Origin of the sequence: Rhizobium sp. BK275, from assembly GCF_014193555.1 — a bacterium.
Lineage (GTDB): Bacteria > Pseudomonadota > Alphaproteobacteria > Rhizobiales > Rhizobiaceae > Rhizobium.
The window spans coordinates 571,805-589,160 of record NZ_JACHZL010000001.1 but is presented as its reverse complement, the minus strand read 5'-3'; the positions used below and the strand labels follow the sequence as shown (position 1 = coordinate 589,160).

Annotated in this window: 18 protein-coding genes; 3 read left to right on the top strand and 15 right to left on the bottom strand. The window is 58.6% G+C overall.

Annotated features, from left to right (window positions below):
* Positions 1 to 144 precede the first annotated feature (144 nt).
* The 10 genes from FHT82_RS02660 to FHT82_RS02615 form a co-directional block, all read right to left on the bottom strand.
* Entirely contained in the window at positions 145 to 870 is a 726-nt protein-coding gene (locus FHT82_RS02660; protein WP_183726062.1) for an amino acid ABC transporter ATP-binding protein, read from the bottom strand.
* Positions 848 to 1,507 carry an amino acid ABC transporter permease gene (locus tag FHT82_RS02655; RefSeq protein WP_183726060.1) on the bottom strand — a complete coding sequence of 220 codons (660 nt, stop codon included), beginning with the start codon at positions 1,505 to 1,507 and terminating at the stop codon, positions 848 to 850. The genes FHT82_RS02660 and FHT82_RS02655 overlap by 23 nt, the downstream gene beginning before the upstream one ends.
* Positions 1,504 to 2,175: an amino acid ABC transporter permease gene (locus tag FHT82_RS02650; protein ID WP_183726059.1), complete on the bottom strand. Its 672-nt coding sequence runs from the start codon at positions 2,173 to 2,175 to the stop codon at positions 1,504 to 1,506. The genes FHT82_RS02655 and FHT82_RS02650 overlap by 4 nt, the downstream gene beginning before the upstream one ends.
* Positions 2,176 to 2,254: 79 nt before the next feature.
* The gene (locus FHT82_RS02645) at positions 2,255 to 3,040 is read right to left on the bottom strand and encodes a transporter substrate-binding domain-containing protein (protein WP_183726057.1); all 786 of its coding nucleotides are present in this window, start codon (positions 3,038 to 3,040) and stop codon (positions 2,255 to 2,257) included.
* Between the two features lies 1 nt (position 3,041).
* Positions 3,042 to 3,758: a GntR family transcriptional regulator gene (locus tag FHT82_RS02640; protein ID WP_183726055.1), complete on the bottom strand. Its 717-nt coding sequence runs from the start codon at positions 3,756 to 3,758 to the stop codon at positions 3,042 to 3,044.
* A 547-nt stretch (positions 3,759 to 4,305) separates the two neighbouring features.
* Entirely contained in the window at positions 4,306 to 4,809 is a 504-nt protein-coding gene (locus FHT82_RS02635) for a GNAT family N-acetyltransferase (protein ID WP_183726053.1), read from the bottom strand.
* A gap of 14 nt (positions 4,810 to 4,823) precedes the next feature.
* Positions 4,824 to 5,648 carry a carbohydrate ABC transporter permease gene (locus FHT82_RS02630; RefSeq protein ID WP_246698073.1) on the bottom strand — a complete coding sequence of 275 codons (825 nt, stop codon included), beginning with the start codon at positions 5,646 to 5,648 and terminating at the stop codon, positions 4,824 to 4,826.
* A 59-nt stretch (positions 5,649 to 5,707) separates the two neighbouring features.
* The gene (locus FHT82_RS02625; protein WP_183726049.1) at positions 5,708 to 6,598 is read right to left on the bottom strand and encodes a sugar ABC transporter permease; all 891 of its coding nucleotides are present in this window, start codon (positions 6,596 to 6,598) and stop codon (positions 5,708 to 5,710) included.
* Positions 6,595 to 7,689: an ABC transporter ATP-binding protein gene (locus tag FHT82_RS02620; protein WP_183726047.1), complete on the bottom strand. Its 1,095-nt coding sequence runs from the start codon at positions 7,687 to 7,689 to the stop codon at positions 6,595 to 6,597. Before FHT82_RS02620 ends, FHT82_RS02625 begins: the two co-directional genes overlap by 4 nt.
* A 109-nt stretch (positions 7,690 to 7,798) precedes the next feature.
* Complete coding sequence (locus tag FHT82_RS02615; protein ID WP_183726045.1) at positions 7,799 to 9,055, bottom strand: ABC transporter substrate-binding protein; 1,257 nt, start codon at positions 9,053 to 9,055, stop codon at positions 7,799 to 7,801.
* Between the two features lie 170 nt (positions 9,056 to 9,225).
* On the opposite strand from FHT82_RS02615, the gene FHT82_RS02610 reads away from it, so the two are divergent.
* Complete coding sequence (locus FHT82_RS02610) at positions 9,226 to 10,017, top strand: GntR family transcriptional regulator (RefSeq protein ID WP_183726043.1); 792 nt, start codon at positions 9,226 to 9,228, stop codon at positions 10,015 to 10,017.
* A 217-nt stretch (positions 10,018 to 10,234) separates the two neighbouring features.
* Here the strand turns inward: FHT82_RS02610 and speB are convergent, their stop codons facing one another.
* Positions 10,235 to 11,290 (bottom strand): agmatinase, encoded by a 1,056-nt coding sequence (speB, locus tag FHT82_RS02605; protein WP_183727233.1) that lies wholly within the window; start codon positions 11,288 to 11,290, stop codon positions 10,235 to 10,237.
* Positions 11,291 to 11,386: 96 nt separating this feature from the next.
* Here speB and FHT82_RS02600 point away from each other — a divergent pair, with 96 nt between their 5' ends.
* Positions 11,387 to 12,550 carry an aminotransferase gene (locus FHT82_RS02600; RefSeq protein ID WP_183726041.1) on the top strand — a complete coding sequence of 388 codons (1,164 nt, stop codon included), beginning with the start codon at positions 11,387 to 11,389 and terminating at the stop codon, positions 12,548 to 12,550.
* Here FHT82_RS02600 and FHT82_RS02595 read toward each other — a convergent pair.
* The 4 genes from FHT82_RS02595 to hutC form a co-directional block, all read right to left on the bottom strand.
* Positions 12,527 to 13,066 (bottom strand): flavin reductase family protein, encoded by a 540-nt coding sequence (locus FHT82_RS02595; RefSeq protein WP_183726039.1) that lies wholly within the window; start codon positions 13,064 to 13,066, stop codon positions 12,527 to 12,529. The genes FHT82_RS02600 and FHT82_RS02595 overlap by 24 nt on opposite strands.
* The gene (locus FHT82_RS02590) at positions 13,063 to 14,418 is read right to left on the bottom strand and encodes an LLM class flavin-dependent oxidoreductase (protein WP_183726037.1); all 1,356 of its coding nucleotides are present in this window, start codon (positions 14,416 to 14,418) and stop codon (positions 13,063 to 13,065) included. Before FHT82_RS02590 ends, FHT82_RS02595 begins: the two co-directional genes overlap by 4 nt.
* A gap of 109 nt (positions 14,419 to 14,527) precedes the next feature.
* Positions 14,528 to 15,469 (bottom strand): LysR family transcriptional regulator, encoded by a 942-nt coding sequence (locus FHT82_RS02585; RefSeq protein WP_183726035.1) that lies wholly within the window; start codon positions 15,467 to 15,469, stop codon positions 14,528 to 14,530.
* Entirely contained in the window at positions 15,466 to 16,209 is a 744-nt protein-coding gene (hutC, locus tag FHT82_RS02580) for a histidine utilization repressor (protein ID WP_183726033.1), read from the bottom strand. Before hutC ends, FHT82_RS02585 begins: the two co-directional genes overlap by 4 nt.
* 222 nt (positions 16,210 to 16,431) lie before the next feature.
* Here hutC and FHT82_RS02575 point away from each other — a divergent pair, with 222 nt between their 5' ends.
* A complete protein-coding gene (locus tag FHT82_RS02575; protein ID WP_183726031.1) occupies positions 16,432 to 17,259 on the top strand; it encodes a transporter substrate-binding domain-containing protein in 828 nt (275 codons plus the stop codon).
* The last annotated feature ends 97 nt before the right edge of the window (positions 17,260 to 17,356 follow it).

Sequence of the window (17,356 nt, the reverse complement as noted above, 5' to 3'; positions counted from 1 at the left end):
CCGCAGCCTCCAGGATTTGAGAAGGCTCGAGCGCTGAAAAGAAGAATGCCAATAGGTAGGGCCTGATCCTCCAAAAATCGGAGCTGACGACGGAAGCCTATTCACAAATTCTGCCTCCACATGTTTTAGAACATGTCGAAATTTTCAATGCACTCCGAGGAATTGCCTTAGCTCTTGGGTTTGGGGATTGGCGAACACCTCTTCCGGCGGGCCGATTTCATGCACCCTTCCCTCGTGCATGAATACGACACGCGAGCAGACGTCGCGGGCGAATTTCATTTCGTGAGTCACCATCAAAAGGGTCATGCCTTCGGAAGCGAGTTCGCGGACCACCGATAAGACCTCAGCCACCAACTCGGGATCGAGTGCCGACGTGATTTCATCGCACAGCAGGGCAATTGGCTGCATGGCAAGTGCCCGCGCGACCGCCACCCGCTGTTGCTGACCGCCCGACAATTCGTCCGGATAGGCGTCGAACTTGTGCGCCAGACCGACACGCTCCAGCATCTTGCGGGCGATGGTTTCCGCCTCGCGCTTCGGCGTCTTTTTCACCACCATCTGCGACAGCACGACATTGCCGCCCACGGTCTGATGCGGAAAGAGATTGAACTGCTGGAAGATCATGCCAACCTTCAGGCGCAGAGCCTTGAGATGAACCTCGTCCTCCAGTAATTGCGCCCCGGCGACCGAAATCGAACCGGCCGAAATGGTCTCCAGCCCGTTGATGCAGCGAAGCAGCGTCGATTTTCCGGAACCGCTCTTGCCGATGATCGCAATGACTTCACCGGGTTCGACATCGAGGTTGATGCCTTTCAGAACCTCGTTCGCGCCGTAGCTCTTGCGGACTTCAGTGATTTCGATGAGCGACATTAAGCTTCCTTTCGAGAATCTGGCTGCTCTTCGACAAAGGCCAGCACAGGGCGAAATAGATGAGGGCGACGAGGCCATAGACCACGAAGGGCTGGAAGGTGGCGTTGGTGACTACCGTTCCGGCCTTGGACAGTTCCACGAAACCGATGATGGAGGTGACCGCGGTGCCCTTGATCACCTGCACGATGAAGCCGACCGTCGGCGGCACGGCGACTCGCATGGCTTGCGGCAGGATGACGTAACGCATCTGCTGAAGGCGGCCCATCGCCAGACTTGCGGACGCCTCCCACTGGCCTTTCGCAACGGCCTCGACACAGCCGCGCCAGATCTCCGTCAGGAACGCCGCCGTCCATAATACCAGCGTCAGGCCCGCCGCCAACCAGGCTGGAACATCGATACCGAACAGGCCAAGTCCGAAGAAGGCGATGAAGAGTTGCATCAACAGCGGCGTGCCCTGAAACAGTTCGACATAGTATTTCGCGAATGTCCGGAGCCACTTTTTCAGAGAAATTCGCGCGAAGAGCAGCAACAGCCCGACGATACCACCGCCGATGAAAGAGACGAGGGAAAGCAGGACGGTCCAACGAGTCGCCAGCAGGAGATTTCTGAGGATATCCCAGGTGGTAAATTCGATCATGTTGCAATCCTGCGCGGGAAGATGAAGCCGCCGACAACGCCGAGTGCCTGCCGGAGAAAAATTGCGAGCACAAGATAGATGGCGGTAGAAACCATATAGGCTTCGAAAGCGCGGAACGTGCGCGACTGGATGAAGTTGGCAGCAAATGTCAAATCTTCAGCAGCAATCTGCGATACCACAGACGAGCCGAGCATGACGATCACCACTTGGGAGGAAAGTGCTGGCCATATGCGCTGCAACGACGGCACTAGTACTACATGCCGGAAGGTCTCGAAGCGGCTCATAGCCAGACTGGCGCCCGCCTCGAATTGCCCTTTGGGCGTCGCCTGAATACCGGCGCGGATGATCTCGCAGCTATAGGCGCCGAGGTTGACGACCATGGCGATGTTGGCCGCGCTCAGTTCCGACAGTTGCAGACCGAGCGACGGCAGGCCGAAAAAGACAAAAAACAATTGTATGAGGAATGGCGTATTACGAATGAGTTCCACATAGGCGGCAACAGGCGGCCGCAGCCATTTCGGGCCGAGCGCGCGCACCCAAGCGCAGAATATGCCAAGTGCGATACCGAGAACCCCGCCGACCGCAATCAATTCCAGCGTGACGGCGATGCCCCTGATGATCTGCGGATAATATTCGAAAAGCCATCCAAAATCGAATGTATATTTCACCCGATATTTCCTTTCGGGGAGGACAAAGCATGCGCCGGATCCGGATCAGACGAGGCCGGCGCGTGCATTGACGGGTTGGTCAGAGATCTTTCGGAAGATCGGTTTTCAGCCATTTCTGCGCGATGGCATTCAGCGAACCATCGGTCTTTGCAGTAGCGATGATAGCGTTGACCTTTTCCAGCAACGCTGGCTGTTCCTTGTTCAGGCCGATATAGCAGGGGGAGTTCTTAATCAGGAACTTCAGCTCTGGACGCTTTGGCGGGTTCTTGGCGAGAATGGCGGCGGCCACGACATTGCCCGTCGCCACGGCTTCTACCTGACCGGCGAGGAAGGCCGAGATCGTTCCGTTATTGTCCTCGTAGCGCTTGATGGTCGCATCGGCCGGAGCTACCTTAGTCAATTCCAGGTCCTCGACGGCGCCACGGGTGACTCCAATGGTCTTGCCGGACAAATCTTCCGCCTTGGCGACGGCAACCGAGTCCGGAGCGAAGACGCCGTTGAAGAAAGGCGCATAGGCGGTCGAGAAGTCGATGACCTTTTCACGGTCCGGGTTCTTGCCAAGGCTCGAGATGACCAGATCGACCTTGTTGGTCTGCAGATAAGGAACGCGGTTGGCACTGGTGACCGGCACCAACTCGACTTTCACACCGAGCTTGTCACCGATCAGATTGGCGACATCGATATCGTATCCCTGCGGAGCCATATCCGTGCCAACGCTACCGAAGGGCGGAAAATCCTGCGGGACCGCAACGCGGATCGTCCCGCGACCGGCGATGTCGCTCAGAACATCGGCAAAGGACGGGGCGGCGAAGCAAATTCCGGCTGCCAATGTTGCGGTAACAATAAAAAGACGTTTCGTTAGCATGCTATTGTTCCTTCTTGGTTTTCCAGTTCGATGGGGGAAGTGAGAGTGACGTGCGCAGGGCTGCCAAAGGATCGGGACGACGTGTCAGATCGAGACCCGTTTCCACCTCGTTGAGGTGCTGGACGGCATATTCGGCGGCACCGCTGAAGTCTCCCACCTGCATGGCCGCGAAAATGCGGCAGTGCCCGTCGTGTGATTGGCTGGCGTGAAAATCGGACTGATACAGCATCGAGATGAGGATTGTGCGTGCCGTGAGGTCACGCAGTGTTTCTACAATGATCTCATTGCCAGCGATTTCAGCAATGCGGATGTGGAAGTCGGCCATCAGCACAGTCAATCGCTGGCGATCGCCTTCGGCCATCGCTTGCCTCTCCTCGGCAAGGTGATCGGATAACATCTTGAGGCCGGCATCCGGCAGATGGCTCATATTGCGTAAAAGACCGAATTCGATAACGCGCCGCGCCGAATAAACCTTCATCGCCTCTTCGGCGGAGGGTTCGACGACGTACCAACCCCGCCGGGGAAACACCGTAACGATGCCGCGTGTTTCCAGCCTCATCATAGCTTCGCGGATGCGGGTACGAGACACATCGAATAGTGTGGCTAGTTGGCTTTCACCAAGCCGTGTGCCGGGACGAATACGCGCCGACAAGATGCCGGAGACAATGGACGCCTCGATGTTGATCTGCGTCGGCTGTTGTGTATTTCCATCTTGCATACAAAGCTGACACGCAGCTTTCATGCCAGTTTGAAATCGCGAGGAAGGCCACGATGCGGACATCCCGAATGCTCAAAAAAGCACAGGGAATTCGCCAATTTAGTAAGAGCTGCTCAAAATATGATCATCGATTTCAGCTAACTCCCAAAAGGTACGGCAGCTTGCCAATCCACCTGTCGCGATGCGGATGCCTGAACCCAGCCTTCGCGACCTGACCCTGGAGCGAGAGAAGTTGGTTTGGCGATTGGATCACGACCGGTGAGCAGCCGTCCCGCGTGTCTCTGTGGCTGCGAACGCGGAAATTTGGGTGAACGAATTGAGCCTTCGGATAAACCGACATGGATGCTGCCTGCCGGCACGGGCCAACGCGGCAGGACATTTACGAGTTGCCCTGCCGCGAACGATTCTCCGTCAAATAGCGTTCGCTCTAACGCGCATCATGCAAATCCCGCGCTCCAAATGCCGCGAAAGCGGCTTCGTTCAATACTGCAGAACTCTGGACAAAAACGCTGATTCAATACGTTACCCGTTCTTCATGGGGGACGACCTAGTGGTCCGAATTCGAAATGCCGCTCGGTTGGGCAAGCGGCAGCATGCCGCGATAGATGCCCGGGTCCGAGCCTTCGATCGGGATTGCCCCGACGCTTCGACGGTAGAACTCCATCGGACCGGCGCCCCCGATTACCCCGTAGGCATAGCCCTGCGCGTACATATCTAGAAGCGTGGTCAGCAGCAGAGCGTGGCCGACACCGTTGCCGCGGGCGGCCGTATCGACGCCGGTCGGCCCGAAGAAGCCCTTGGCGGTTGCGTCGTGGCAGGCAAAGCCGATGAGTTCGTCGTTCCGGATTGCAATGAAGCAAGTGGGGGGCTGGCGCATGGTGGCGACCGTCGCTTCCGCGACCCAGCCGGATCCGAAGCGCGGCTCGATCCAGGCCGTCAGAGCGCTCAACTCCGGCGCAAGAACACGCCGGATGGTGATACCCTGTTCGGCGATGCGCGCATCGAGTTCAGGATCGGCCTTCAGTTCGTAGAGTTTTACCAGCATGTCCATGGTTTATTCCTTTGTCATCCTTTGATGGCACCTGCTGTCAGGCCAGCAACGATACGCCTCTGGAAGATCAAAACGATGATGATCAGCGGCAGCGTCACGGTAACGGATGCGGCCATGATCTGGCCGAACGGATATTCGTACCGAGTGTTACCTGCGATCAGGCCGATCGCAACCGGCACGGTCCGGTTCTCGTCCGTCAGGGTGAAGGTCAGCGCGAAGAGAAACTCATTCCACGCCAGGATGAAGGCAAGAATGCCGGTGCTCGCGAGCGAAGGTCCCATGAGCGGCAGCAGGATCTTCGTCAGAATTCTGAAATGCGAGCAGCCGTCGATGATCGCCGCCTCTTCCAGCTCCCGCGGAAATTCGCGGATGAAGGTCGTCAGGATCCAGGTCGTGAACGGCACGGTCGACAGGAGATAGGTAAGGACGAGCGCGCTTGGCCGGTTGAACAGGCCCATCCAGTTGATCAGCTCGAACATGCCGGAGAGGACAACGACCTGCGGGAAGATCGAGATCATCAGCACGATCATCAGGATTGTGCGCCGTTGCGGAAAGTCGATGCGCCCCAATGCGTAAGCGGCGCTAAGCCCGATGACGAGCGACAGGAACGTGGTTGAGACCGCGACATAGGCCGAGTTCAGCAGCGAGCCCATGAAAACAGGATTGTCGATCAGCTGGCGATAGTAGGTGAAGTCGAACGCCGGCATCAGCGCGGATTGATAGAGCGCCGAGCCTTGCTTCGTCGAGGAAACGAAGGCCCAATAATAGGGAAACAGCGTATAGAACAGGACGAGCAAAAGGGCCAGGATCTGCAGGCTTCGCACGACACGTCGCCGCATCCGGAAGTAGGAGGCAGGCTTGCGGACGGTCTTCGGGATGATTGCATCGGCCATGTCGCTCAGGTCCCCGCGGCTCTGTCGAGGCGAAGGACCCCGATGATGATGATGGCGACAAACGCGACGAGCAGGAAGACCCAGGTCGATGCCGCCGAGCCGATGCCGAGCTCCTGGAAGCTGATCAGCCGGTCGCGTGCGTAGATGGAGACGGTCATGACGCTCTCGTTGCTCGCCGCCATCACATAGGCAAGGTCGAACATCCTCAACGCATCGAGGACGCGGAAGAGGACCGCTACGCCGATCGCCGGGCGCAGCATCGGCAGGGTGATCGACCAGAAGCGCTTCCATGCGGGAATGCCGTCGACCTCTGCTGCCTCGAATATCTCCGATGATATCAGCTGCAGGCCTGCCAGGATGAGCAGAACCATGAACGGGGTCGTCATCCACACGTCGACGAAGATCACGACGCCCATCAGCAGCGATCCGCTCGCCGTCCAGGGGATGCCGTGATCGATGAGGCCGAGGCCGATGAAGACTTTATTGATAACGCCGAATTGGTCGTTCAGCATCCATTCCCAGATCTTCGTCGAGACGACGACCGGGATCGCCCAGGGCACGAGGATCGCGGCGCGCACCAGCCCGCGGCCCGGAATGGCTTCATTGACGAGAAGCGCTATCGCCAGGCCGAGAACTGTCTCGATCGCCACCGAGATGACCGTGAAGATCAGCGTGTTCTTGACGGCAATCCACCAGCTGCGGTCGTTGATGACCTCAAGAAAGTTGTCGATCCCTGTCATTGAATAGACGGAGGGATCGTCAAGATAGGCATCGGTGAAGGCGAAGAAGAAGGTGCGGCCGAGCGGCCAGAGGGCGACGACCAGCATGACGATGATGACCGGCAGCAGAAACAGCCAGGCCGCACGATGGTCGCGGCGGGCGAGCCGGGCACTCATTGCCGCGCTCCTTCGATCACGCCTGCCTGGCGATTGAGAATGAGGCGTTTTCCGTCGGCGGCGAAGGCAAAGATCGCAGCATCCCGGAAATTCAGGCCGACCTCCTTGCCGATCAGTTCCTTTGGCGGCTCGACATTGACGCGGACAACCCAGATGACGTCGCCGTTGATGCGGCAATAGGCGAAATGCTCGTGGCCAAGATCCTCAATACGTTCGAGCACGCAGGTCATTCGCCCATCCCCAGCCTTCACCAGCTGGATCGCTTCCGACCGTATGCCGATTTCGGTGATGGTTTGGCCCTCGGTACCTGCGTCGATGACGAGACCGCCCGGTCCAGTCACTTTGGTTGATGTTGCCTGTACCGACAGGAAGTTCATGCGGGGGCTGCCGATGAAGCCTGCAACAAAGCGGTTGTCGGGGCTGTGGTAGAGTTCCTTCGGTGTGCCGACCTGCTCGATGCGTCCGTGATTGAGAACGACGATCCGGTCGGCAAGCGTCATCGCTTCTGATTGGTCATGGGTGACATAGATCATCGTCGTCTGCAGATCGTCGTGGAGCTTGGCGATCTCCATGCGCATCTCCATTCGCAGATCCGAATCGAGATTGGACAGCGGCTCATCGAAGAGGAAGATTTCGGGCTGGCGTACCAGGGCCCGGCCGATCGCCACGCGCTGGCGCTGTCCGCCGGACAACTCACGCGGCCGGCGTTCGAGCAGATGATCGACCTTCAGCATCCGTGCGACCGACCGCACTTTCTCGCTGATAGCGGCCCTGTTCATGCCGAGGGTCTCAAGCGCGAAGCCGATATTGCGCGCAACGTTCATATGCGGATAGAGCGCGTAAGACTGGAAGACGAAGGCTACGCCTCTCTGGGAGGCAGGCACATCAGTCACGTCGTCGCCGCCGATCCTCACCACACCGTTCGACGCAGAGATCAGGCCGGCGACGATGCGCAAAAGCGTTGACTTGCCGCAACCGGAGGGACCGACGAAAACGACAAACTCGCCGTCGATGATCTGCAGGTCGACATTCTGGATAACAGTGTGCGTACCAAAATTCTTCGAAACGGATTCGAGCGAAACCGATGCCATTGTTCACCTGAGGGTATGAGACGGCAGAGGGCGCGCCACCGTGTTTGGTGGCGAGGCAGTGACGCATTCCGGCAGCGGGTCGTTCCCGCCGCCGGACATCCGGAGAGCGTCAGCGGCTTTCCTTCAGTTTCTCAAGCCGCCCGGCCAGCGATGTCAGGCTGGACTTGACCTCGGCACCGCCAGAAAGCATGTCGTGGACCGAACGGTAGAAAGCCTGCGAAACGCGGTTGTAGCTGGTGCCGGTGTAGCCGGACGGGCGCACGGCGCTATCGGCGAAGGCCTGCTGGTTATCCTTGAGGAAGGGTATCTTCTCAAGAACTTCCGGATCGCTGTAGAGCGCCTGGATCGACGGGTTGAGAGCCGCCTTCAGGGCTCGCATCTTCTGCATATCAGGGCCGGTGATGAAGTTCACGAAGTCGGCCGCGACCTCGGGCTTGGCGCTGTATTTGTTGACACCGTAATACATCGGGCCAAGGCATCCGCTCGACTTTTCGCCTTCCTTGCCGACCGGCAAAGGCATCACGCCGACCTTGTCGACGACATTGCTCCCCTTTTCATGCGAGGTGCCCCAGACATAGGGCCAATTGCGGTGGAAGACTGCGTTGCCGGATTCGAAGACGGCGCGCGACTGCTCCTCATCATAGTTGAGGACGCCCTCGGGGCTGATCGAGCCGATCCAGCCCTTCGCTTTTTCGAGCGCCGCGGCAGCCTGCGGATTGTCGATGGTCACCTTTCCATCGTCAGAAATGATGGTACCGCCGCCGTTGGAAGCAACAAGCTCGATCGCGTCGCAGGTCAGGCCTTCATAGCTTTTGGCCTGCCAGGCATAACCCCACATGTCGGCCGAACCTGCAGCCCTCTCCTTGTCCTGAATTTCCTTGGCGGTGGCAGCCAGCTCGTCCCAGGTCTTCGGCGCCGCCTTGCCGTATTTTTCGAGCAGGTCTTTGCGGTAGAACATGAGCCCGACATCCATATAGGCAGGCATGGCAATAAGATTGCCGTCGAGCTTGGCCGCATTGAGTGTCGAGGCGAAATGCTTGTCCTGGTCTGCCTGCGGGATCATTGTCTTGAGGTCGAGCAGGTTGCTCTTGAACATGCCGAGCCAGATCACATCGAGGAAGAGGACGTCGATATCCTTGGATTTGGCGGCGAGCAGCTGCTGATAGATCGGGATCGCGTCGTCCAGAAGCGCCGGCATTTTGTTGATCTTGGCCTCATTGCCCGTCTTTTCCTTCCAGGCATTGGCAACGTTCGTGCAGAGCTCGAATTCCGTCGGCGCGCAAAATACGGAAATGGTTTCGGCATGTGCGCTGCCACCCCACAGGGCTGCAGATATCGCCAATGCGGCAAGGCTTTTCTTCAACATCGATTGTTCCCTTCGTTGATAACGCTTCGGCATTACGCGGAGCTCTCTGTCTCCTTGCTTCCAATAGGACTGGTTATGACCAGTCATGTCAACATGGACTTTGCCGACGGTTGCGTCGAAGATACAAAACGGCAAGAGTGGTCCGCACAGCACAGGATCGGATTTTAAAGATGCAGCAAGCTCCGGCATCATTCATCGCGCCACAGGGCGGCATCGACCGGAACGATCCTCGCCCCTTGCACAGGCAGGTGTACGATGCCCTTCTGGCGTCCATCCGCGATGGCAAGCTGCCGTTGCGCGGCAAGCTGCCGTCGGAACGGGAACTCGTCGATCTCTACAATGTCAGCCGGATCACCGTGCGCCATGCCGTACGCGAGTTGATCCAACAGGGCGTGATACACAGCCAGCCGGGAAAGGGACTCTACGTCGCCGAGCGTGGTGGCGGCTTCGAACTGCAGGTTCTGAAAAGCTTCACAAGCATCGCGATAGCGAACGGGCGAAGTCCTGGCCATAAGCTGATTGAGGCCCGTATCGTGCATGCGCCGCTTGAGGTGAGCCGTCCGCTTTTCCTGGCACCCGGCGCCGAGGTGGTTCTGCTCTCGAGGCTTCGTCTTCTCGACAACATACCAGCCGTCGTCCAGACCGATTGGATACCGGCGGCCCGCGTTCCGGGTCTGCTTGATCTCGACTGGGCGGTTGCCAACCGGTCGCTCTATGCCGAGCTTCGCGAGCGCTATCGCATTCATCCGAAACGCGGGCAGACAACGCTGAGCGCGCGCCTTGCGACAGATGAGGAGGCTGCGATGCTCGAGCTGCCTCCGCCAGCTGCGGTTCTCACCGTGGATCAGATCGCTTTCGACGATCGCAATCGCCCGGTCAACCTGACGGCGCTGGTCCATCATCCTGCACGTTATCCGCTGACGCTGCTTCAGTCGGAATCGGGCGATTTCACGCAATATTGAGCGACTCTGTCCTGCTCCGAGGATGCCGCTCGGGGTGATGGCGCGCATTCAGTTACTCGACACGTCAGCCAGAACCAGGGTAGATCTGATTAGCGAGCTCTTGAGCTTTTCAGCCATAAAAGTTGCTTATTGGCGATGCTGCTTTTACCGGTCAATGGCGTTCAACAGCTTCGCCTGGAGACTTGCCCGCATACCTCGCATTCGTTGAACAGAATGCTTAGTGTTTGCCGATCGATGGGCTGAACACCATGAGGCTCAGAACTTCAAAAAGCACCTGCGCCGCGGCATGCGCTGTGTTGGTCGTCGCGTCATATTGCGGGGCAACTTCGACGACGTCACCACCCACCAGGTTTACCCCTTTCAGTCCTCGTATCAGTTCAAGGACTTCACGCGTGGTCAATCCACCGATCTCGGGTGTGCCAGTGCCGGGCGCAAAGCTCGGATCGAGACTGTCGACATCGAATGAAAGATAGGTCGGGCCGTCGCCGACGATGGTTTTTGCCTTGGCGACGACCGCCGCGATCCCCATTCCGCTGATCTCCTCTGCGTGGATCACGGTCATTCCCGACTTATAGGAGAATTCCCATAAATATTCCGCCGAACCACGAATGCCGATCTGGATCGTCCTCGTCGGATCGAGCACGCCGTCCAACACGGCATTGCGGAACGGCCCGCCGTGATGAAACTTTGTCTGATCGAATGCACCACTTGTGTCGCAATGGGCATCGATATGAATGAGGCCAACCGGCTGTTGCCGGCCGACGGCCTTCAAAATCGGATGGGTGATGGAATGATCGCCTCCGACGGAAAGCGGGGCGACGCCGGCATCGACGATTTGGCCAATGCGCTTTTCGATGTCGTCGTGGCTGAGCTCCAGCCGATAACGGCTCTGGAACGATACGTCGCCGATGTCGGCGACCCGGAGATCAAAAACCGGGGCCGTGCCGAGAACGTGATTGTATGGACCAATCCGTTCGATGGCGCGAAGGGCGCGCGGTCCAAAACGGGAGCCTGGGCGATTGGTGACGCCAAGATCCATCGGGATTCCGGTGATTGCAACCTGGAGATTGCCGAAGTCCGGCTCGTCGGCAGCCACCTGCATGTAGGGTGCGCTGAGGAAAGTTGGCACTCCAGAATACGGCGCCAGTCGCGTGCCATTTTTGGAGATGATCTTCTCCGCCACCTTCCGAAACTTCTCATCGAAAATCTCGCCGCCATCGGTATCCGCAAATTCCGCGCGCAGTTGCTCAAGCCGCATTTTGTCCCACACCATCGGCATGCGTCTCCGCTTCAGTTTCGTCTCGCCCAACAAAGAGGTTGAGAAAGCCATTGCTATCGTTGTAGCAATCGGGATCAAAGAGAAATCGTTATGACCGCTGCAAAATCCAATTCGCTCGTTTCCCGCCTTTCTGCCCCGCCCATTCCATCCGTCGTCGCCTGGGGCCGCGAATACAAGGGGCTGAAGGGGCCACTCATCGATCTGTCGCAAGCCGTGCCCGGCTATCCCGCGCATCCGGAGATGCTGCGGCTTCTCGCCGAGGCGGCCGGACAACAGGCGATGACGGGGTACGGGCCGATCGAGGGCGAACCTTTACTACGCAAGACCTACGCTGCCCATGTTGCTGAGCTTTACGGCGTCGACATTTCCGGCGGCAATATCCACATTACCGCCGGCTGCAATCAGGCGTTCATGTGTGCCGCGATCGCGCTTGCTGGCGCGGGCGATACCGTAGCGCTCACCAATCCCTTCTATTTCAATCATGACACGACGCTGTCGATGCTGGGGATCGGGCGGCGATTGGTCGACTGCGATCCCGCCAACGGGTTCTTTCCCGATCCGCGTTCGGCCGAGGCGGCACTTGCGGCCGGCGCGAAGATGCTGGCGGTCGTCACACCCAACAATCCGACCGGGGCAGTATACCCGCCGAAGCTGCTTCACGAGCTTTTTGTTCTCTGCCGGAAATATGGCGCCTGGCTGATCCTCGATGAGACCTATCGCGATTTCCTCGGCGCCGATTACGGGCAGCCGCACTCTCTGCTGTCCGAGCCAGGTTGGGAGGACACGCTCGTTCTGCTCTACAGCTTCTCGAAATCCTTCTGCATTCCTGGCCACAGGCTGGGTGCGATCACGGCAGGCCCCAAACTCGTCGCCGAAATCGCGAAAGTGATGGACAACATGCAGATCTGCGCACCGCGTTCGGCTCAGATCGCTGTTGCATCGGCCATCCCGTTGCTCGCCGACTGGCGGGCCGGCAACCGTGCCGAGATCGCTCGCCGGGCGGATGCGCTGAGACTGGTCGTGTCCAAGCTGCCAGGCTGGGAGATTGGCGCGATCGGCGCCTATTTCGCCTTTGTTCGCCACCCTTTTGCCGATCGATCGTCTTCCGAGGTGGCCGAAAAACTCGCCAGGGAATCCGGCATCGTTTGTTTACCCGGCGCCTATTTCGGCGAAGGACAGGAACGTTATCTCAGGCTTGCCTTTGCCAATGCGGATGTCGCATCGATAGGCCTATTGTCCGACCGGCTCTTCTAGGCCGCTGCGCTCAGCCTCTGCCGGAAGTTGATGATAACTGCCGCGCCAATAGAGAAGCGGCCCTATGCTCTCTCGGATTTGGATCGCGCAGATATGCCCGATCAAAATTGCATGGGAATGATGGTGGAAAGCGGCTTCAAGCCTGCAATCCAGCACTGCAAGAGCCCTTTCAAGGACGGCCGCGCCGGTCCTCAGGCGATACCATCCCGTATCGCCATAGCGTTCGGCGCCTTTGCGTCCATCGAGGCCGGCAAAGGATTGCGCCACAGTCTGCTGATCGGCGGCGAGCACGTTGACACAGAAGCAGCCGTACCGTTGCAGCACTGGCCACGAGGAAGATGTACGGTTGACGCTGACGATGACGGAGGGCCGCTCCGCCGAAAGTGAAGAGACCGACGTCGCGGTGAAGCCGGTACGGTCTTCTCCGTCGCCGACGGTGATCACGCTGACAGCACCTGCCAGATGACGCATCGAAAGCTTGAAGTCCGCTTCGCTGATCAAGGTTTCGGCACTCATCGGCCTGCTGCTTGCGTTTTGGCAAAGCGGTTCGCCGGCATTGAGAGGCCCAGGTTCTCGCGCAAGGTTCTTCCCTCATATTCCTCGCGAAACAGCCCGCGGCGTCGAAGCTCGGGCAGGACGAGCCGCACGAAATCGTCGAGGCTGGACGGCAAGGTCGGAAACATCAGGATGAAGCCGTCGGCGGCGCGCGTCTCGAACCATTCCTCCATGAAATCGGCAATCTGGGATGGCGTGCCTGTCATGCCGTTTCCGGTATGCTTCTCGGCATAGTGCCGGATGAGTTCGCCGACGGTGTGGCCACTGGTGACGAAGTCGACCAGTTCGTCGAACAGAGCGCGTGACCCCTTTGGCGTTGCGGGCAGCCGCTCCATGGGGAAAGGCTTGTCGAGGGCCACGTCGCGCAGATCGGCCTCGAGGAATTCGGAGAGCATCAGCCGGCCAACATCCGGATGCATCTTGTCGATCAGATAATCCACCTTTGCCTTTGCCTCGGCTTCGGTCTCACCGACGTTGATAACGATGCCCGGCATGATCTTCAGGTCGTCCGCATCGCGGCCATAGGCCGGCATCCGGCGCTTGACGTTTTCGTAGAATGCCCGGTTGCGCTCGATATTCGACGCGAGGCTGAAGACGATCTCGGCCGTGCGTGCCGCCATGTCCATTCCGGGTTCCGAACCGCCCGCCTGAGCGATGACGGGGCGGCCCTGAGGCGTTCGCGCGATATTGAGGGGGCCGCGAACCTGGAAGTGCTTGCCTTTGTGATTGAGCGTATGGTGTTTGCTCTTGTCGTAGTAGACACCGGTTTCACGGTCGAGAAGCAACGCGCCTTCCTCGAAGCTGTCCCAAAGACCGAACACGACATCGACGAATTCGTTGCCGCGCTCATAGCGCAAGGCATGCGGGTCGAGCCCCTCGCGGTTGAAGTTGTAGCCGGTTTCGTCGTGGTCGGAGGTGACGACGTTCCAGCAGGCGCGTCCCCTGCTCAGATGGTCGATTGAAGAGAACAGACGCGCGACATTGTACGGCTCATAATAACTCGTCGAGGCCGTCGCCACGAGGCCGAGATTATCGGTTGTGACCGCCAGAGCCGAAAGCAGCGAGAGGGGTTCGAAACGGTTCATCTTGGTCGGAATGCGGGCAAGCGCATTCGCATCCCCGACGGCGGCGGCGGGAGAATCCGCCATGAACATGAAATCGAATTTGGCGGCCTCGGATCGTTTGGCGACATCGAGCAGATGAGCGAAGTCGTTGGCGCCGTTGACGTCGCTTGCCGGATGCAGCCAGGAGGCGGGATGAAAGCCGAACGTATAGACGAAAGTTCCGAGTTTCATCTTGTCAGTTCGCGCCATCGAGCTCTCCTGTCATGTCGGTCACGCCATTCGGGAAACCGACTGCCCAAATTATCGTCAGGCGCAAAATTTCATCAATATTTCGCAGCTGAGTTCTGTTTTAGTTTTTCTAAAGTGTTGGCTTGGGCGCGGACGCCAGCGCCTGCAGACGGGAAACAGCCACGAGCCAATCGCGGAATTCGCGCCCATGGGGCTTCTGCAACGCTGCGCGATCCCAAGCGAGATAATAGCTTTCGCGCAGTGCTATGCGTGTGTCGACGGGGATGACGAGCGTCTGTGCCTCAAGCTCGTCGGCAATCATAGACATCTGGGCGAGGACCACGCCGCGCTTGTTGACGGCTGCGTCAATCGCACTGCTCGACAGAGTGAAAGAAAGACCGGCTGTGCTCTCCTCGAACGTGGTGCCCGTCTTAACAGCAAATTCGCGCCAGCTTGGATAGGGCGTGAAATGCCGCTCCCATTCGACATGCAGGAGTGGATATTCGAGAAGCCTAGCGACGGAGGACGCATTGCCCTTGATCAGCGCCGGCGAGCAGGCTGGCACGACCCAATCGCGGAACAGCTCGGTATAGTGTTCATGCTGCAGCGCATCCGATCCATAGCTGATGCGGAAATCTACGTCGTCGAAGCCCATGCGCGGTTCGTTGTCGCGACCGACAATCCTGACATGAGCGTTCGGATGAAGGGCCTGCCAGTCGAAGATTCGGCGCCCTATCCATTTGTTGACGACGGACGACAGGGCGCTGAGAACCAGAGCATTCTCATTACGCGCCCGTTCCAAAACCTGTTCCGCGAGCGCGAATTGCTCGAAACCCTTCGATATTTCCTGATGATAGAGCCGCCCCCATTGGGTGAGCTCGACAGTGCGCCCGTTGCGCTCCAGCAAGGTGACGCCGAGAAAGCTCTCGATCTTGCGGATCTGCTGACTTATCGCGCCGGGGGAAACCTTCAGCTCGAGGGCCGCAGCGCTTACACCGCCACAGCGGCCGACAGCTTCGAACGCCTGCAAGCCCTTGAGCGGCACTGTCCGGATAACCTGTTTTACCGTCAAAAGGAGCCTCTCTGCGGCGGTTGATCTGGGATGCCTCTCTCCGTTGGATGGAAATCGCCGGCGAATTGGAAACGGTCGCCGGGATGGATGATTTCGACGTAAGTGACCGTGCGGCTGCTCTGCCATGTCTGGCGTATCAGGGTCAGGCAGGCCTTGCCACGCTCGATGTCAAGCAGTCGTGCCGTGGCGGCATCGGCCGAAACGGCGCGAATGACATGCCTTGCCTTCGACCAAGGCACCATGTCCAGCAACCACTTGCCGGGCGGAACCGACGCAAAGCTTTCGGTTCTGGCAGACGAGACCATGGCGAGCATGATGATGCGCCGCTCCAGCGCATTTGGCTTACCGTCCACTGTATGCAGGCAGTGAAGCCGCAGGATGTCCGCTCCCGTCGTCTCGCCGAGCTGTGCGGCGGTGGCAGCATCCAGTGTCTCGATCTTTCGCCGCAGGATCCTGTAGCTGTGGTCATGCCCCGCCAATTCGGCTTCCGTCGAAATGTCTTGGATATCCATCACCGTGCGGTCGATCTGCCGGGAGGCGACGAAGGAGCCAACCTTGCGGCGGCGTGTGATCATGCCGCGTTGCGCCAGGGCCGAAAGAGCCTTGTTCACGGTCATTCTGGAACATTGATACTCTTCTACCAGCTCGTGTTCGAAAGGGATGCGGTGACCAGGTTGCCAGACGCCGCCCATGATCCTGGTTTCGATGTCTTCGAAAATTCTCTGATGAATTGAGACCAAAACTCACCTCGATCCAGCGATGACATTCAATTTCCACCAAAGCCGCCGCAACCGGCACTATGCGGCACAAATCTTGCGTGCGTCGAGTTTAGCGTTTGACAGTGTAGGCCGGTCTGTATCTATTTGTATAGACAAAAGCGGATCAGAGAAATCCGCTCGGCGGGGACAACGATTGGGGAACTTGGACCTTCCACCGGAAGGGTAAAAACTGGAGAGAAAAACATGAGGAAGAATTCGCTTCTGAAGGGGCTGGTCGGCGCTGCGTTTCTGTTCGGCGTAACGATTTCCGCCCATGCGGCCGACACGCTTGCCGCGGTGAAGGCCGCTGGCACCATGAAGGTCGGTACCGAGACGGCCTTCGCACCGTTCGATTTTATCGACGCTGGCGAACATGTCGGCTTGAACGTCGATCTTTTTAACGAGATCGGCAAGGAACTCGGGGTAAAAATCGAATGGGTCACGCTCCCCTGGGATGGCGTCTTCCCGGCGCTCGAGGCCGGCAAGTTCGACGTCGTCGCAGGCCCAGCGACGATCACCAAGAAGCGCTTGGAGCGCTATCGTTTCACACCGCCGCTTGCTGAGGCGACCATCGCGATCCTGAAGAAGGCGGGCGACCAGACGATCAGCAAGCCGGAGGATATCGCTGGCAAGAAGATTGGCGTCGGCAAGGCGACCGCTCAGCTGGATCAGCTCAAGGAGTTTTCCGAAGCCCTGCCGACAAAGGTTGATATCCGCGAATATCCGGCCTTCACTGAATCCTATGCGGATCTCGCGGCCGGCCGCATCGCCGGTGTTGCCAACTCACTGCCGAACATTGCTTTCGTCGCGAAGCAGCGCGAAGGCACGTTCGAAGTCGTGCTGCCGCCCTTTGGCAAGAAATCCTATTTCGGCTTTATCGGCCTGAAGGATGCAGATCATGCGCCACTGATGGACGCAATCGACGCCGCCATGCTGAAGATCAAAGCTGACGGCCGGATGGCGACGCTGCAGAAGAAGTGGTTCGGCGCGAGCTTCGACACACCGGATTCCGTTAAGGATCCGGCATTCTGATCAGCCATCGGAAATCGGCCATGCCTGCGGGGATGCTGGGGCATGGCCGAGGAAAACGACCGGATCTTCCTCACCGCCAAGCGAGCGAAATCTGAAC

Bases quoted from the DNA above. Each gene is read 5' to 3' on its own strand.
- FHT82_RS02660 (WP_183726062.1), bottom strand. From the start codon at position 870: ATGTCGCTCATCGAAATCACTGAAGTCCGCAAGAGCTACGGCGCGAAC.
- FHT82_RS02655 (WP_183726060.1), bottom strand. From the start codon at position 1,507: ATGATCGAATTTACCACCTGGGATATCCTCAGAAATCTCCTGCTGGCG.
- FHT82_RS02645 (WP_183726057.1), bottom strand. From the start codon at position 3,040: ATGCTAACGAAACGTCTTTTTATTGTTACCGCAACATTGGCAGCCGGA.
- FHT82_RS02640 (WP_183726055.1), bottom strand. From the start codon at position 3,758: ATGCAAGATGGAAATACACAACAGCCGACGCAGATCAACATCGAGGCG.
- FHT82_RS02635 (WP_183726053.1), bottom strand. From the start codon at position 4,809: ATGGACATGCTGGTAAAACTCTACGAACTGAAGGCCGATCCTGAACTC.
- FHT82_RS02630 (WP_246698073.1), bottom strand. From the start codon at position 5,648: ATGCGGCGACGTGTCGTGCGAAGCCTGCAGATCCTGGCCCTTTTGCTC.
- FHT82_RS02625 (WP_183726049.1), bottom strand. From the start codon at position 6,598: ATGAGTGCCCGGCTCGCCCGCCGCGACCATCGTGCGGCCTGGCTGTTT.
- FHT82_RS02620 (WP_183726047.1), bottom strand. From the start codon at position 7,689: ATGGCATCGGTTTCGCTCGAATCCGTTTCGAAGAATTTTGGTACGCAC.
- FHT82_RS02615 (WP_183726045.1), bottom strand. From the start codon at position 9,055: ATGTTGAAGAAAAGCCTTGCCGCATTGGCGATATCTGCAGCCCTGTGG.
- FHT82_RS02610 (WP_183726043.1), top strand. From the start codon at position 9,226: ATGCAGCAAGCTCCGGCATCATTCATCGCGCCACAGGGCGGCATCGAC.
- speB (WP_183727233.1), bottom strand. From the start codon at position 11,290: ATGGTGTGGGACAAAATGCGGCTTGAGCAACTGCGCGCGGAATTTGCG.
- FHT82_RS02600 (WP_183726041.1), top strand. From the start codon at position 11,387: ATGACCGCTGCAAAATCCAATTCGCTCGTTTCCCGCCTTTCTGCCCCG.
- FHT82_RS02595 (WP_183726039.1), bottom strand. From the start codon at position 13,066: ATGAGTGCCGAAACCTTGATCAGCGAAGCGGACTTCAAGCTTTCGATG.
- FHT82_RS02590 (WP_183726037.1), bottom strand. From the start codon at position 14,418: ATGGCGCGAACTGACAAGATGAAACTCGGAACTTTCGTCTATACGTTC.
- FHT82_RS02575 (WP_183726031.1), top strand. From the start codon at position 16,432: ATGAGGAAGAATTCGCTTCTGAAGGGGCTGGTCGGCGCTGCGTTTCTG.